This window comes from Corynebacterium sp. ACRPZ (genome assembly GCF_022346205.1).
Classification (GTDB): domain Bacteria; phylum Actinomycetota; class Actinomycetes; order Mycobacteriales; family Mycobacteriaceae; genus Corynebacterium; species Corynebacterium lehmanniae.
In genome coordinates this window covers 90721-105845 of the sequence record NZ_JAKRMR010000002.1, presented here as the reverse complement: position 1 = coordinate 105845, position 15125 = coordinate 90721, and the positions used below count along the sequence as shown (strand labels likewise).

Annotated in this window: 12 protein-coding genes and 2 pseudogenes; 7 read left to right on the top strand and 7 right to left on the bottom strand. The window is 67.4% G+C overall.

The window, feature by feature from the left end; all coding sequences use genetic code 11:
• Positions 1 to 39 precede the first annotated feature (39 nt).
• From MHX64_RS01905 to MHX64_RS01895, 3 genes are read right to left on the bottom strand one after another with little or no spacing between them, the layout of a single operon-like run.
• On the bottom strand, positions 40 to 1278 hold the full coding sequence (locus tag MHX64_RS01905; protein ID WP_181889908.1) for a hypothetical protein: 1239 nt from the start codon (positions 1276 to 1278) through the stop codon (positions 40 to 42).
• Between the two features lie 10 nt (positions 1279 to 1288).
• Complete coding sequence (locus tag MHX64_RS01900) at positions 1289 to 2332, bottom strand: C40 family peptidase (protein ID WP_239357047.1); 1044 nt, start codon at positions 2330 to 2332, stop codon at positions 1289 to 1291.
• Entirely contained in the window at positions 2329 to 2610 is a 282-nt protein-coding gene (locus tag MHX64_RS01895; RefSeq protein WP_181889909.1) for a hypothetical protein, read from the bottom strand. The genes MHX64_RS01900 and MHX64_RS01895 overlap by 4 nt, the downstream gene beginning before the upstream one ends.
• An 86-nt stretch (positions 2611 to 2696) precedes the next feature.
• Here MHX64_RS01895 and upp point away from each other — a divergent pair, with 86 nt between their 5' ends.
• The 4 genes from upp to MHX64_RS01875 all read left to right on the top strand — a co-directional run bounded on the left by upp (position 2697) and on the right by MHX64_RS01875 (position 6702).
• A complete protein-coding gene (gene upp / locus MHX64_RS01890) occupies positions 2697 to 3332 on the top strand; it encodes a uracil phosphoribosyltransferase (RefSeq protein WP_239357046.1) in 636 nt (211 codons plus the stop codon).
• A gap of 106 nt (positions 3333 to 3438) precedes the next feature.
• Positions 3439 to 3849 carry a helix-turn-helix domain-containing protein gene (locus MHX64_RS01885; protein WP_239357045.1) on the top strand — a complete coding sequence of 137 codons (411 nt, stop codon included), beginning with the start codon at positions 3439 to 3441 and terminating at the stop codon, positions 3847 to 3849.
• 199 nt (positions 3850 to 4048) lie between these two features.
• Positions 4049 to 5230, top strand: coding sequence for an amidohydrolase (locus tag MHX64_RS01880; protein ID WP_239357044.1), 1182 nt, complete (start codon positions 4049 to 4051; stop codon positions 5228 to 5230).
• Positions 5231 to 5295: 65 nt separating this feature from the next.
• Positions 5296 to 6702, top strand: coding sequence for an NAD(P)H-quinone dehydrogenase (locus tag MHX64_RS01875; RefSeq protein ID WP_370642116.1), 1407 nt, complete (start codon positions 5296 to 5298; stop codon positions 6700 to 6702).
• 20 nt (positions 6703 to 6722) lie between these two features.
• Here MHX64_RS01875 and MHX64_RS01870 read toward each other — a convergent pair.
• Positions 6723 to 6975 (bottom strand): annotated as a pseudogene (locus MHX64_RS01870) (short-chain fatty acyl-CoA regulator family protein); the annotation flags it as partial.
• Position 6976: 1 nt separating this feature from the next.
• Between MHX64_RS01870 and MHX64_RS01865 the strand changes: the two are divergent.
• Positions 6977 to 7108, top strand: a pseudogene (locus MHX64_RS01865) (citrate/2-methylcitrate synthase); the annotation flags it as partial.
• 156 nt (positions 7109 to 7264) lie between these two features.
• Positions 7265 to 10693, top strand: a complete 3429-nt coding sequence (locus tag MHX64_RS01860) for a pyruvate carboxylase (RefSeq protein ID WP_239357042.1) — start codon at positions 7265 to 7267, stop codon at positions 10691 to 10693.
• Positions 10694 to 10786: 93 nt separating this feature from the next.
• Here MHX64_RS01860 and MHX64_RS01855 read toward each other — a convergent pair whose 3' ends face one another.
• Complete coding sequence (locus tag MHX64_RS01855; protein ID WP_181889919.1) at positions 10787 to 11290, bottom strand: N-acetyltransferase; 504 nt, start codon at positions 11288 to 11290, stop codon at positions 10787 to 10789.
• A 23-nt stretch (positions 11291 to 11313) separates the two neighbouring features.
• Between MHX64_RS01855 and MHX64_RS01850 the strand changes: the two genes are divergently transcribed.
• A complete protein-coding gene (locus tag MHX64_RS01850; RefSeq protein WP_181889920.1) occupies positions 11314 to 12225 on the top strand; it encodes a hypothetical protein in 912 nt (303 codons plus the stop codon).
• A 12-nt stretch (positions 12226 to 12237) separates the two neighbouring features.
• Here the strand turns inward: MHX64_RS01850 and MHX64_RS01845 are convergent, their stop codons facing one another.
• Together MHX64_RS01845 and MHX64_RS01840 are read right to left on the bottom strand one after the other, a co-directional pair.
• A complete protein-coding gene (locus MHX64_RS01845; protein ID WP_239357040.1) occupies positions 12238 to 14016 on the bottom strand; it encodes an acetyl/propionyl/methylcrotonyl-CoA carboxylase subunit alpha in 1779 nt (592 codons plus the stop codon).
• 93 nt (positions 14017 to 14109) lie between these two features.
• Positions 14110 to 14994: a sulfurtransferase gene (locus tag MHX64_RS01840; RefSeq protein ID WP_181889921.1), complete on the bottom strand. Its 885-nt coding sequence runs from the start codon at positions 14992 to 14994 to the stop codon at positions 14110 to 14112.
• Between the last annotated feature and the right edge of the window lie 131 nt (positions 14995 to 15125).

Genomic DNA, 15125 nt, shown 5'->3' with positions numbered 1-15125 from the left:
CCGGCATGTCGGGATGCCCAGGGGCAACGGCGAAGCGGTTTAGAACTTGGAGAAACGCTTGATCAGCTGGTTTTCCATTTCGGTCCACGCCTCCGCCTTGTCGGTGAACGGCGCGGACGGCACGTAGCCCGCGGCGCGGGTGGAGCCGAGCATGTACGCCAGGTAGTCCTGCATGCGCGGGTTGGCCAAAAGCAGGGAGTTCAGCGAGTCGTCCTGCGCCCAGTCCGCGGCATCCGCGAGCAGCTCGTAAGCCTTGGACATCTGTGCGGTGTCCACCGCGTCGGTGCCCTTGTTGATGTCGGCTGCGATGCCGTTGAAGGAGTAGGAGTTGTCCGGGTGGACCTCCACCTTCAGCTCGCCGGCGTTGGCGGTGTCGATGAGGTCCTGCCAGGTGGACACGCCAGCCAGGTCGTGGTCGTCGTTTTCCAGGATCCAGCGGCCCAGGTGCTTGGTGGACGGGAAGGTGATGATCTCGCCGTACTTGCCCAAGAACACCGGGGCGCCGCGCAGGTAGGTGCGCAGCGTGTACACGCTCTGGCCCTGGATGGAGATCTTCACCGGGTCGATGCCGGCGCGGCCCCACGCGGAGGAGTCGTACGGGTCTTCCGCGGCAGCGCGGGCCTCCTCGTCCGCGCGCGCCTGCTCGGCGGCAGCGGCGCGGGCTTCGGTGGCGGCGGCAATAGCGGTGCCGGCGGCTGCGACGCGCTGGGCATCGAGCTCCTGCGTATCGACGACACGGACAGACTCATCCAACGACTTGACCACATTCTCCCAGTTCGCCAGCACAACACGGCCGACGCCGGACCACTCGGACAGGCCGTTTTCGCCTGCGTAGTGGTCGGAGCCGCGGCTGACGTTGCCCAGGATGGAGTGGGAGGCGAAGAAAATCTGCGCCTGCTCCGCGGAGGCGACGTCCGCCAGGGAGCGGGAGATCTGGAACACGCGCGACAGGCGCGAGACGTTTTCGTGGCTCGGGCGGCCGGCCAGGAACTCGGGTGCGCCGATGATGTCGAAGTACTGCTTGTCGTTGGGCACCACGCGGTCGTCGCCCTGGGCCTGGAACTCCTGCCACTTTGGGTGGTCCGCCAGGTCGTGGGCGTTGGTCGTTTCCAGGTAGGCCAGGAGCTCCTCGGGGGAGTGGAAGGCCAGCACGGCTTGGTCGTCGCCGAGGAAGGCCTGCCACTCGCTGCCCTTTTCTTTCCAGGTCGGTGCCCACAGGGTGTAAAAGTCGCCCTCGGTCAGGGAGATCTTGACGGGGAGAATCGCGCGCGTAGTCATGCGGGAAACTTTAGCCGGTCGGCCTCCAGAATCCGCGGAAGGTCATGCCCAGATTTTCTGTGCGCACCGGGTTCAGCTGCACGGGGCTGCCCGCCTCGATCATCATCCCGTCTCCCGCGTACATGGCGGCGTGGCCGGACCACAGCACCAGATCCCCCGGCTGCAGCTCCTCGTACGAGACCTGCCGGCCCACGGTTTGGTCCGCGGCGACGCGCGGGATGTCCAGCCCCGCCTGCTTGTACGCCCAGGAGGTTAGGCCGGAGCAGTCGAACCCGCCGGGTGCGGCCCCGCCCCACACGTACGGTGTGCCGATCTGGCTTTTCGCGGCTTCGACGGCGGCTGCGCCGACAGCGGATCCCGACTCTTGCGCCGGAGCAGGTTCCGGCGGCGGGGCGGCCGCTGCGGCAGGTTCCGGCGGTGGTGGCGGGGCGACGGCGGAGGCTGGCTTCACCTCCGGCGGCGCGGGCTGTGCAGCCGCCTTGGCCGGAGGCACAACCAGGGAGGCCAGACGCTGCAGTTCCCCGCGCGCCTTCTCGGTTACAGGGCCGGGGCCGGGCATGATTCGGTTTTGAGCCGCAGCGGTCGCGGAGGAGAGCGTTTCCGCAACTTGCCGGAGGTCCTTCTCCAATGCGTTGAGCACCCGCAGTGCGTCCCTGATGGCATCGGCGATGAGCCCGGCCACGTACGCGGCGGCGCCGAGCAAGCTCGCCGGTGAGATCGCAATGGCGGGCGTCGCAGCGGCTTTGCGGATGAGCTCCGCGCCGATGGTGGCTAACTCAAAGGCCGCGGTGCCGATCAGCACGCCTCCGCGCACGACGCCGTCGCTGATCGTTGCGCGGTAGTCCGCCAGGTCCGCCGCAGCACCCGTCCGGGAAGCGCCGGAGGCGTTCGCCACCGCAGCCAGCGGGTCGAAGTCCGTGAAATCCGGCATACGAAACCCCGGCAGCGTCGGCATATCGAAGGGCAGCAGTTTCGCCAGCATGCTGGCTGTGCCGTGCACATCCAGGCCAGCACTGGTTAAGGGGCCAGCGAAATCGAGTTTCAGAGAGCTCATAGCGTGGCCCCCAGCTTCTGGCAGGTGCAGGCGTCAACGGCCGCGGCGGCGTCGACCGCCAGGTCCATCGCCTCGGCGATGCGGTGGGCCTCGGCGCGCAGTGCCTCTGCATCAGTGTTGGCTTTGGCGATGGACTCGCTCACCGCGGCACTGAATTCGCCGAGGGGCCAGGTGGCGGGCACAGAAACGTCGTGAAGCAATTGCAAACGTGCTGCGTCGTCGCGCAGCGACTCGGTCATGGCGGATACGGCAGCGGAATCAATGTGGAAAACAGTCATGGCCATTGGACGCGAAAAACACCGCCCCGGTTCCCTCGGGACGCAAAAAAATTCCGCGCCCCGCGGAGTGAACTAGCATGAGCCGCATGGATATCACGGTTGTCAACCACCCCCTTGCCGCATCCCGCCTGACCATCATGCGCGACAAGCGCTCCAACAACGCGGCGTTCCGTGCGGCGCTGGCGGACCTGGGTGCGATGCTCATCTACGAAGCGGCGCGCGGCCTCAAGGTGGAGGAGTTCGACACCGAAACCCCCGTCGCCACCGCCCGCGGCGCGCGCCTTGCCACCCCGCCGATCATCGTGCCGATCATCCGCGCGGGCCTGGGCATGGTCGATCCGGCGCTGTCGATGATCCCGGACGCGCAGGTGGGCTTCATCGGGCTTGCGCGCGACGAAACTACCCACGAGCCGGTGCCCTACCTGGAGGCCCTGCCGCAGGACCTGTCGGGCCAGCCCGTGTTCCTGGTGGATCCGATGCTGGCCACCGGCGGCTCGTTGCTGCACGCCATCGACCTGCTGGTTGAGCGCGGCGCGGACGACATCACGTGCATCTGCATGGTTTCTGCGCAGCCGGGCGTAGACAGGCTGGAGGCCCACGGCGGACCGGTGCGCCTGGTCACCGCCACCATCGACCCGTCGCTCAACGAGGACGCCTACATCGTCCCTGGTCTGGGCGACGCGGGCGATCGTCTCTACGGCCCGCGCAACATCGAGCTTTAAGCTTGTCGACGTTCCTCCGGTAGCGCCGCCGTCAATCCCGCGCTACATTGCGTGGCGTAACTGGTTGACCGCTTTGGGGAGCGCCGACGTAAACGGGGGAAAGACCATGGGGGAAGTACTGCCGCAATCGCACTGGGCGAGCTACGCACTCGGGCTGGGGGAGCGCGTGCGCGCCATCCGGCTCATGCGGGGGCTGAGCCAAACGCGCCTGGCGGAGCTGGCGGGCGTGTCGCGCTCGCTGATCTCGAATCTGGAGCGCAACGACTACAACTCCAAGGTGGCCGACCCCACCTTGAGCACGTGCTACCGGCTCGCCTCCGCGCTGCAGGTGCCGCCGGCGGCGCTGCTGCCCGGCGCGGCGGAAAACGTCGAGGGCTGTTTCCTGATGTCTGAGGCGTCTGGGATGGATGCCCCGGCGCCGATCAGGTTCCAGTGGCCGCGCAGCGCGCAGGACACCGCCCGGTTCCACGACACGTACCTGCGCCGCGGCGCGCCGCAGGGTACGCCGGCGTTCTAGCGGCCCGTGGCGGCTTCGACGTCCGCTTCGCTTACGCCTTCGTCGGCCATCTCCGCGCGGGCCTCCTGGGAGTAGTCGGTCTCATGTGAGCCACCGTAACAACACCTTCCGCACCGCTTTGTCTACTTTGCGGCAGGTGCGCGTACACTCTTGTCAGCAAAACCCGATAACCGAAGATGACAAAAAAAGGGGAGCGCACGTGGATAACGCCGGTATCGCCGCTGCGGTGGATCGCTGGTTCAGCGAAAACCAGGAACGCGTGATCGGCTGGCGCCGCCACATCCACTCCCACCCGGAGCTGTCCAACGAGGAAGTCTCCACCACTGATTTCCTGGCGGAGACGCTGGAGAGCTACGGCTTGCGCCCGGTGCGTTTCCCGGGCACCGGCCTATATGTGGACCTGGGGCCCGCGGAGGGCAAGCGCCTGGCGTTCCGGGCGGACATCGACGCGCTTCGCGTGCCGGAACAGACGGGGTTGAGCTTCGCGTCCTCAAACCCGGGCGTGTCCCACTCCTGCGGCCACGACATCCACACCTCCGTCGCCCTGGCACTCGCCTGCGCGCTGTCCACGGTGGAGTTGGAGCACCCGGTGCGCATCATCTTCCAGCCCGCGGAGGAGGTCATGGGCGGCGGCGCCCTGGACGTGATCAAGTGGGGCGCGCTCGAGGGCGTCGGAGCCATTTACGCCGTGCACGCTGAGCCGCACATCAAGGTCGGCGAGATCGGTGTGCGCACCGGCGCGATCACCTCGGCTTCCGACGTGATCCGCATCGAGGTCCACGGCCCCGGCGGGCACACCTCGCGCCCGCAACTGACCGCGGACGTGGTCTACGCCATGGGTGCGCTGATCACGCAGCTGCCGGGGCTGTTGTCGCGCCGGGTGGACCCGCGCACCGGCACTGTGCTCGTGTTCGGGCACGCGGAGGCGGGCGACGCCGCCAACGCGATTCCGAAGCGGGGCCTTATCGAGGGCACGCTGCGCACCGCAGACATCACCACCTGGCGCGAGATCGAGGACCTGCTCACGGACCTCATCGATCTGGTTGTCGCGCCGACGGGCTGCACCTACCACCTGGATTACATCCGTGGGGTGCCGCCTGTGCTTAACGACGATGCCGCGACAGCGCTGGCCGTCGAGGCAGCGCGCGCGGTGGACCCGCAGTCGGTGGTGTCCGCCCCGCAATCCAGCGGCGGGGAAGACTTCTCCTGGTACCTCGAGCACGTGCCTGGTGCGATGATGCGCCTCGGCGCCTGGAGTGGGGAGGGCGATTACCAGGATCTGCACCAGGGCAATTTGAACGTGGACGAGCGCGCGCTCGGCGTCGGCGTTCGCCTGTTCGGCTCCATCGTGGAGGAGTACTTCCGCCCGGGCGAAGAATAGATGTTCTCTGGGTAGACTGTCTCCCAGTTTGGTTCCCTGTCACCCGACCCATGAGGAGTGCTGTTTTGTCCAAGAAGATCGTCATCATCGGTGGAGGCCCGGGCGGCTACGAGGCTGCGCTGATGGCGTCCAAGTACGGTGCGGACATCACCATTGTCGAGGACAGCGGCGCGGGCGGCTCAGCGATCCGGAAGGACGTCGTGCCGTCGAAAAGCTTTATCGCGGGCGCGAACATCAAAAACGACCTGCGCCGCGCGGACGACATGGGACTGAGCCACGCGCTCGGGGATTCGAAGCTGTCGCTGCTGGCGCTCAATGAGCGCGTGAAGTCGCTCGCCGGCAAGCAGTCGGACGACATTCGCGCGCAGCTGGAGCAGGGCGGCGTGCGCTTCATCGAGGGCCGCGCCCGCTTCGCGGACGAGCAGAAGGGCCACACTACCCACAACATCGAGGTCGAGGCTGCGGACGGGTCGACGGAGACCATCACCTGCAACATGGTGCTCGTGTGCGTCGGCGCGAGCCCGCGCGTGCTCAAGGGCGCGGAGCCGGACGGCGAGCGCATCCTCAACTGGCGCCAGATGTACGACCTGAAGGATCTGCCCACTCACCTGATCGTGGTCGGCTCCGGTGTCACCGGCGCGGAGTTCGTCTCCGCGTTCGCCGAGCTCGGCGTGAAGGTGACCATGGTGGCCTCGCGCGACCGCATTCTGCCTCACGACGACGCCGACGCCGCCGATGTGCTCGAGGACGTGCTGGCGGACCGCGGCGTGCAGCTGGAAAAGGACGCCCGCGTGGAGCGCGTGGAAAACACCGGCGACGGCGTGGTCGTGCACACCACCGACGGCCGCGCCATCGAGGGCTCGCACGTGATGATGTCCATCGGCTCCATCCCGAACACCGCCGACCTCAATCTGGAGGCCGCGGGCGTGGAGGTCACCCCGTCCGGTCACATCCACGTCGACCGCGTCTCCCGCACTAACGTTTCCGGCATCTACGCCGCCGGCGACTGCACGGACCTGATGCCGCTGGCGTCCGTGGCAGCGCAGCAGGGCCGCATCGCCGTGGACCACGCGCTCGGCGAAGGTGTCACCCCGATCCGCCTGAAGACCGTGGGCAACGCCGTGTTCACCCGCCCGGAGATCGCCGCAGTCGGCGTGACGGAGCAGCAGATCCGCGACGGCGAGGTCGACGCCGACATCTACAAGCTGCCGCTGGCGACCAACCCGCGCGCGAAGATGCGCTCGCTGCAGTACGGCTTTGTCAAGATCTTCGCCCGCAAGGGCTCCGGCCAGGTGCTCGGCGGCGTGATCGTCGCGCCGACCGCCTCCGAGCTGATCCTGTCGCTGACCATCGCCGTGGCCAACAACCTCACCGTGCGCCAGCTCGCCGGCTCCATGGCGGTCTACCCGTCGCTGTCCGGCTCCATCACGGAGGCCGCACGCCGCCTGGTCACCAACACCGATCTGGACTAGTACTCAGGGAACGCCCGCTGCGGGCACTTCGTGCGCGGGCGAGAGAAAAGGAACCCCGCCGTGGCCTGGCGCTTGGACACATTGTCCGCGCGGTCGGTGCGGATGAACACGAACGGCACCGCCTTCGCACCGGGCCGCTGCAGGGGCGCCTAGGCGCTGGCAGGTGGATTCGAAGCCGGTGCCGAAGCGGGCGGAGACCACGTCGATGTCGTAGCGCGTTTCCTTCGCCGCGGTAAGCACCTCCGCGTACGGCATGGTCACGGCGGTGGCGTAGTTCACCCCGCTGTTCGTGATGTCGCGCATCACCGGCTGGACCGCGCACATCATCGAGCAGTTTGAGAACAACTCGCTGATCCGCCCGCTGTCCGCCTACAACGGGCCGGAGGAGCGCCACATCGAGCGCTAAATCGCTTTTACCCCCGAAACGCGGGCAGTCGCTTGTCGACGGCCCGCGTTTTTCCACCCCCACGCCGTCCCCCAAAGTGTCCCGAAAATGATGTGATCTGTATTAAACTTGTCCTATCCGTATGACCGCAAGAACTTCCTTTGTGAAAGGAAACCGATGAACCCGGATAACCTCCCGCTTCACGACCTGCCCGCCTTCAGCAAGATCCTGGTGGCCAACCGCGGCGAAATCGCCGTCCGCGCCTTCCGTGCAGCATTCGAGACCGGCGCGAAGACCGTCGCCGTGTACCCCCGCGAGGACCGCAACTCCTTCCACCGCCCGTTCGCGGACGAGGCCGTCCAGATTGGCGAGCCGGGCCAGCCGGTGAAGTCCTACCTGGACATCGACGAGATCATCCGCGCCGCGAAGGAAACCGGCGCGGACGCGATTTACCCAGGCTACGGGTTCCTCTCCGAGCGCGCCGACCTGGCGCGAGCCTGCCGCGACAACGGCATTAAGTTCATCGGCCCCTCCCCGGAAACGCTGGATCTGACGGGCGACAAGTCCGCCGCCGTCCAGGCCGCGGAGCGCGCCGGTCTGCCGGTGCTGAAGGACTCCGAGCCTTCCGACGACCCGAAGCAGCTGGCGGAGTACGCCAAGGACTTCGAGTTCCCGGTCTTCGTCAAGGCAGTTGCAGGCGGCGGCGGACGCGGTATGCGCTTTATTGAGCGACCGGAGGACGTCGAGAAGCTTGCTGCTGAAGCCTCCCGTGAAGCAGAGGCCGCGTTCGGCGATCCGAACGTCTACATCGAGCGCGCCGTGATCCGCCCGCAGCACATCGAGGTGCAGATCATGGCGGACTCCCACGGCAACGTCGTGCACCTGTTTGAGCGCGACTGCTCCGTGCAGCGCCGCCACCAGAAGGTCGTGGAGATCGCCCCCGCGCAGCACATCACCGAGGAGCAGCGCCAGCGCATCTGCCAGGACGCGGTGAACTTCTGCAAGGAGATCAACTACGAAGGCGCCGGCACCGTCGAGTTTCTCGTGGACGAGTCCGGCAACCACGTCTTCATCGAGATGAACCCGCGCGTGCAGGTCGAGCACACCGTGACCGAGGAAGTCACCGGCATCGACATCGTGAAAAACCAGATGTACATTGCCGCCGGCGCGAAGCTGGAGCAGCTCCACCTCACCCAGGACCTCATCGAGGTCAACGGCGCCGCCCTGCAGTGCCGCATCACCACCGAGGACCCCGCCAACGGCTTTAGGCCGGACTCCGGCGTGGTCACCGGCTACCAGTCCCCGGGCGGCGCGGGCGTGCGTCTCGACGGCAACGTGGCCGTCGGCACCACCATCACCCCGAACTTCGACTCGCTGCTGGTGAAGATGACCTGCCGCGGCCGCAACTTCCAGGTCGCCGTGGACCGCGCGCTGCGCGCCTTAAACGAGTTCACCATTAACGGCCTGTCCACCAACATCGGCTTCCTGCGCGCCCTTCTGAGCGAGCCGGAGTTCCGCCACGAGCGCATCAACACCGGCTTCATCGCGGACCACCCGAACCTGCTGGAAGCGCCGGCAGCAGCCGACGACGCCGGCAAGATCCTCAACTACCTGGCGTCCGTGACGGTGAACCAGCCCAACGGTCCGCGCCCGACCAACATCCGCCCGTCCAAGAAGCTGCCGGAGGCCAACTACGGCGACCTGCCGCGCGGCTCCCGCGACGAGCTGCTCGAGCTCGGCCCGGCAAAGTGGGCGGAGAAGCTGCGCAACCAGACCGCGCTGGGTGTCACCGAGACCACCTTCCGCGACGCGCACCAGTCGCTTTTGGCCACCCGCATCCGCACCAACACCCTGGTCGCTGCGGCGAAGCACGTCGGCCACCTCACCCCGGAGCTGACCTCCGTGGAGGCTTGGGGCGGCGCCACCTACGACGTGGGCATGCGCTTCCTCCACGAGTCGCCCTGGATGCGCCTGGACGAGCTGCGCGAGGCCATGCCGAACGTGAACATCCAGATGCTGCTGCGCGGCCGCAACACCGTGGGCTACACCCCGTACCCGGACTCCGTGACCAAGGCGTTCGTGCGCGAGGCCGCCACCTCCGGCATCGACATCTTCCGCATCTTCGACGCGCTCAACGACGTCTCGCAGATGCGCCCGGCCATCGAAGCGGTGCTGGAGACCAACACCACCGTCGCCGAGGTGGCCATGGCCTACTCCGGCAACCTGATGGACCCGGCGGAAGACCTGTACACGCTGGACTACTACCTCAAGTTGGCCGAGGAGATCGTCGACGCCGGCGCCCACGTCCTGGCCATCAAGGACATGGCGGGCCTGATGCGCCCGGCAGCCGCCGCCAAGCTGGTCACCGCGCTGCGCGAGCGCTTTGACCTGCCGGTGCACGTGCACACCCACGACACCGCGGGCGGCCAGCTGGCCACCTATCTGGCAGCCGCGAACGCTGGTGCCGACGTGGTCGACGTCGCCTCTGCGCCGCTGGCGGGCACCACCTCGCAGCCGTCCATGTCCGCCCTCGTCGCCGCCTTTGCGGAGACGGAGCGCGACACCGGCATCGACCTGCAGGCCGTCTTCGACATGGAGCCCTACTGGGAGGCCGTGCGCCAGGTCTACGCCCCGTTCGAGTCCGGCATCCCGGGCCCGACCGGCCGCGTGTACAAGCACGAGATCCCGGGCGGCCAGCTGTCCAACCTGCGCACGCAGGCCAAGGCGCTGGGTCTGGAGGACCGCTTCGAGCTCATCGAGGACTACTACGCCGGCGTGAACGAAATCCTCGGCCGCCCGACCAAGGTCACCCCGTCCTCCAAGGTCGTCGGCGACCTAGCGCTGCAGCTGGTGGGCCAGGGTGTCAGCCCGCAGGAGTTCGCCGAAAACCCGCGCAAGTACGATATCCCGGAATCCGTCATCGGCTTCCTGCAGGGTGAGCTGGGCACGCCTCCGGGCGGCTGGCCGCTGCTGCGCGACAAGGCGCTGGAAAACCGCAGCGAGGTCGACCACACCGTGAAGGTGCCGGAGGAGCTCGCCGCCGACCTCCAGTCGGAGGACCACGACACCCGCCGCGCCGCCCTGGACAAGCTGCTCTTCCCGAAGCAGTACGCCGAATACCAGGAGCACTTGCGCACCTACGGCATCACCGACCAGCTCGGCGACAAGGCGTTCTTCTACGGCCTCGAAGAGGGCGAGGAGACCATGATCTGGTACGGCGAGATCGACGAGAACCGCCCGCCGCTGGTGGTCAGCCTCGAGGCCGTGGGCGAACCGGACGAGAAGGGCATGCGCCAGGTCATCCTCACCGTCAACGGCCAGGTTCGCCCGATCACCGTGCGCGACGAGTCCGCCGAGTCCTCCGTCGCCGAGGTGGAGAAGGCCGACTCCTCCAACCCGGGGCATGTGGCAGCGCCGTTCGCCGGTGCCGTCACGGTGACCGTCAAGGAAGGCGACGAGGTTAAGGCCGGCGACCCGGTGGCAACCATCGAGGCCATGAAGATGGAGGCCGCGATCTCCGCCACCAAGGACGGCAAGATCGAGCGCGTCGCGTTCACCCAGCCGACCAAGGTGGAAGGCGGCGACCTCGTGGTGGTCATCGCCTAGCAGGGGTGTTATCAGCACCGCGCGGACCGTTTCACGGCCGCGCGGTGTTTGCTTTGCTGTGCCGAGGCGCGCTCGGGCACCGGCGACACCGGCCTACGCGGTGAAGTCCTCCACGTCCACGACCATGACGTTGTCCTCGCCCTCGACATTCTTGAAGCCGAACTTCTCGTAGCGGTGGCGCGCCCGGTCGTTGTCCGGGTCCACCCACAGCGCCACCTTCGGCGCGCCCTGGCGCTTCGCCAGCTCCACCGCCGCCTGCAGCAGCCTCACCGCGAGACGGTTGCCTGCGTAGCGGTTTTCTACCGCGATGGCTATTTCGGGGATGTCGGGGGCGAGGTTCGCGTGCCCGTCGTCAGGCGACTGCCAGTACCGCAACCACACGCCACCTGCAGGTACGTGGAATTGATCGAATGCGACGATGCCGCTTTCGCGCTCCGGGTCCCACTGGCCCACATAAGTTTCGGCGCCTTCGCGCTCGCTGTGGCCGACATCGCCGGCCTCGTTGCCGAAGACGTCGGCGAGGTAATTCAGCCGACGCAGGTAGGTGCGGTCGGACTCGGTGGCCTCGCGTAGTTGGAACTCAGGTGTGTAATCCATGCGCTCCACGTTAATCTTTCCCCATGCTTCGACGCATTTGCCTATCGACGTCCACCGCCCTGGCCCTCGCCGCAACCCCCGCATTCGCCGTGGCAGCGCCCGTGGTGAACGACGCTCCACCCGCCGCCACCCCCGTGGTCAACCAGGGCGATGTGGTGGACGTGGTGGGCAAAGGGCGCTGCACCATCGCGTTTAACGACCGGGGCCAGAACGTCAGCTACACCGCCGGGCACTGCGGCGAAGAGGGCGACCGCGCCCTGGTAATGGGGGAGGGGTTCCGCGCCTCCGGCACGTTCCACCCGTCGTCGGCGATGAACGCGGACGAGGGCACCGCCAACGACTGGGGTGTGATCCGCTGGGCAGATGGCGTGAAGCTGGGCAAGAACGCCATATCCGGGGACGCGGTGGTGGCGCCGTCGCTGATGCGCTCTGGCGACCCGGTGTGCGTGTACGGCGGCACCAGCAAGAAGACGACGTGCGGCAGCTTCGCAGGCGCCATCGGCAACAACCTCTACTGGGACGGCCCGTCCGGCAAACCCGGCGATTCCGGAGGCCCGGTGTGGGTGGAGGGCAAGGGCTTTTTGTCCGTCTACACCGGCGTGAGCCTGGCGGTGGGCAGCAAGGGGGAGGAAGGCCGGCTCAACCGCAGCTCCGTGCCGGACAACGGCCCGCAGGTTAGCCCAGAAGAAGAACTGGAGCTGCTGGCGCAGGCGAAGCGCATCTCAACGCCGGTGGTGCACGAAACCGCGGTGCCGGGCGGCACACCGGAAAAGGTGAAAGACGGCGGCAGCTCGGATGTCAGCGCGGTGGGGATCACCGCGATCGTGCTCGTCGCCCTTGCCGGGGTGCTGCTCGCGCTGCCGCAGATCGTCGGCGCGCTGCCGCCGCAGTATCGCGAGCCGGCGCTGCGGATCATGCAGGGCTGGGGCTCGTAACGGGGGGAGGGGCTACTTCAGCTCCATCAGCACTGCGCCCTTGTTTACCTGGCCGCCAACCTCGACGGCCAGGCCGGTCACAGCGCCGGCCTTGTGGGCCTTGACCGGGTTTTCCATCTTCATCGCTTCCAGCACGACCAGCACGTCGCCCTCGGCGACTTCCTGGCCTTCCTCCACGTTGACCTTGATCACGGAGCCCTGCATGGGGGAGGCGACGGCGTCGCCGGAGACGGCTGCCTTGCCTGCCCGGCGCTTCTTCGGCTTGCGCTTGGCGGGACCCGTCGCGACGAGTTCCTCGGGTAGGGCGACTTCGATGCGGCGGCCGTCGATCTCCACCGCGAAGGTGCGGCGGGCAGGCGTCTCAGTGTCCGCGTCCTCGTCGGTTTCCGGGGTGGTGGGCAGCTCGCCGTCCCACTCCTCTTCGATCCAGCGGGTGTAGACGCCGAAGCCGTCCTCGTCGCCGACGAACGCCGGGTTGTCCAGAACAGCCTGGTGGAACGGGATCACGGTGGGGAAGCCGGCCACGACGTACTCGCCGAGGGCGCGGCGGGCGCGCTCGATCGCCTCTTGGCGGGTGGCACCGGTGACGATCAGCTTGGCCAGCATCGAGTCGAACTGGCCGCCCACCACGGAGCCTGCGCGCACGCCGGAATCCACGCGCACGCCCGGGCCGGCCGGCTCCGCGTAGGCGGTGACGGTGCCCGGTGCCGGCATGAAGTTCGCCGACGCGTCCTCGCCGTTGATGCGGAACTCGATGGCGTGGCCGTGGGGGACCGGATCGGCGTCGATGAGCAGCTGCTCCCCGCGGGCGATGCGGAATTGCTCTCGCACCAGGTCGATGCCGGTGGTGGCCTCGGTGACGGGGTGCTCCACCTGCAGGCGGGTGTTGACCTCCAGGAAAGAGATCAGGCCGTCGGAGCCCACGAGGTACTCCACGGTGCCCGCGCCGAAGTAGGCGGCCTCGCGGCAGATGGCTTTAGCGGAGGCGTGGATGCGTTCGCGCTGCTCGTCGGTGAGGAACGGCGCCGGGGCCTCCTCCACAAGCTTTTGAAAACGGCGCTGCAGGGAGCAGTCGCGCGTGCCGACGACCACCACGTTGCCGTGCTGGTCCGCCAGCACCTGCGCTTCCACGTGTCGGGCCTTATCCAGGTAGCGCTCCACGAAGCACTCGCCGCGACCGAACGCGGCAGTGGCCTCGCGGGTGGCGGACTCGTACAGCTCCGGGACCTCCTCGAGCGTGTAGGCCACCTTCATGCCGCGGCCGCCGCCGCCGAACGCCGCCTTGATTGCCACGGGCAGGCCGTGTTCTTCAGCGAAGGCGACTACCTCGTCGGCGCCGGCAACCGGGTTCTTCGTGCCCGGCGCCATCGGGGCCTGCGCGGCCTCGGCGATGTGGCGGGCGGTGACCTTGTCGCCAAGCGCGGCAATGGCCTCGGGGGAGGGGCCGATCCAGGTCAGGCCTGCGTCGATGACCTTCTGCGCAAACTCCGCGTTCTCTGACAGGAAGCCGTAGCCCGGGTGGATCGCGTCCGCGCCGGACTTTTCCGCTGCGGCGATGACCTTGTCCATGTCCAGGTAGCTCTCGGCCGCGGTTTCGCCGCCAAGCGCGAAGGCCTCATCGGCCAACTGCACAAACGGCGCGTCCGCGTCCGGCTCGGCGTACACGGCGACAGACGCGATGCCCTCGTCCACACACGCGCGGATGACACGCACGGCGATCTCGCCACGGTTGGCCACCAGCACCTTGGTCACGCGGTTAGGCAAGTCAGTAGTCGCTGCAGTGGTAGGCACGAAGCAATCCCGTCCTTACATTCGGAAAACACAAACCGTTAGAAACGTCGGACAAACGTCGAACCATGTTACAGCGCTACCGCGCCGGCGCACTTAATCTGCAGCGTTGTCGGGGTTGTCGCCCTTGGCCACCGGCATGCGCACCATGTTTCCCCACTCGGCCCAGGAGCCGTCGTAGAGCGCGACGTTGCTAAAGCCCAGGATGTGCTTGAGCACGTACCAAGTATGCGAGGAACTCTCGCCGAGCTGGCAGTACACCACCGTCTCGGCGTCCTTGTCGAAGTCGGCGTAGATCGCTTCAATGTCCTCCAGCGAGCGGAAGCGGGCGTTCGGGAAAACGGAACGGCCCCACGGCACATTCACCGCGCCGGGGATGTGGCCCTGGCGCAGCGACGGCGCGGAGGAAGGCCCCGGATTCGGGTCTTCGCCCAGGTAGAACGGGGCCGGCCGGGCGTCGATAAGCTGCGCGGGCGTGCGCTCCAGCAACTCCGAAGCAAACGCGCGGAAGGGCGCATCCTGGCGCTGAACCACCGGGTAGTCCGATCGCGGGTAGTCCGGCACCACAAAGGAAGTGTCGCGCTCTTCGCCCATCCACGCGTCGCGGCCGCCGTCGAGAAGCCGCACGTCCGGGTGGCCGAACAGCTCGAACACCCACGCGGTGTAGGCCGCCCACCAGTTGGACGAGTCGCCGTAGACCACCACAGTGTCGTCGCGGTTGATGCCGCGCGAGCGCATCAGCTCCGCAAACGCCTCGCCGTCGATGAAGTCGCGCACCAGCGGGTCGTTCAAATCCCGCTTCCAGTCAATGCGCACCGCACCGGGGATGTGGCCGATGTCGTAGAGGAACGCGTCCTCGTCGCTTTCCACGACCTTCAAACCCGGCACGCCCAGGCGGGCGGACAGCCACGCCGCGGAAACGAACTTCTCCGGGTGCGCGTACTGCTGGAACTGCGGGGTGTCGTCGAGCTCGATGCCCATGGTGGCAACCTTTCTTCTCGCTCGTGTGCGGTGTGCAACACCAGTGTGCAAAACCACCGTCAACGATACAGAAACGAATGCAGCGCGCTTGACGCGTTCGGCCAGAAAACACGGTGGTGTGAACTTGCACA

What these genes read in the sequence shown, in the direction of transcription:
- MHX64_RS01905 (WP_181889908.1), bottom strand. Translation starts at nt 1,278, where the DNA reads ATGACTACGCGCGCGATTCTCCCCGTCAAGATCTCCCTGACCGAGGGC.
- upp (WP_239357046.1), top strand. Translation starts at nt 2,697, where the DNA reads ATGGATATCACGGTTGTCAACCACCCCCTTGCCGCATCCCGCCTGACC.
- MHX64_RS01885 (WP_239357045.1), top strand. Translation starts at nt 3,439, where the DNA reads ATGGGGGAAGTACTGCCGCAATCGCACTGGGCGAGCTACGCACTCGGG.
- MHX64_RS01840 (WP_181889921.1), bottom strand. Translation starts at nt 14,994, where the DNA reads ATGGGCATCGAGCTCGACGACACCCCGCAGTTCCAGCAGTACGCGCAC.
- MHX64_RS01895 (WP_181889909.1), bottom strand. Translation starts at nt 2,610, where the DNA reads ATGACTGTTTTCCACATTGATTCCGCTGCCGTATCCGCCATGACCGAG.
- MHX64_RS01900 (WP_239357047.1), bottom strand. Translation starts at nt 2,332, where the DNA reads ATGAGCTCTCTGAAACTCGATTTCGCTGGCCCCTTAACCAGTGCTGGC.
- MHX64_RS01850 (WP_181889920.1), top strand. Translation starts at nt 11,314, where the DNA reads ATGCTTCGACGCATTTGCCTATCGACGTCCACCGCCCTGGCCCTCGCC.
- MHX64_RS01855 (WP_181889919.1), bottom strand. Translation starts at nt 11,290, where the DNA reads ATGGATTACACACCTGAGTTCCAACTACGCGAGGCCACCGAGTCCGAC.
- MHX64_RS01860 (WP_239357042.1), top strand. Translation starts at nt 7,265, where the DNA reads ATGAACCCGGATAACCTCCCGCTTCACGACCTGCCCGCCTTCAGCAAG.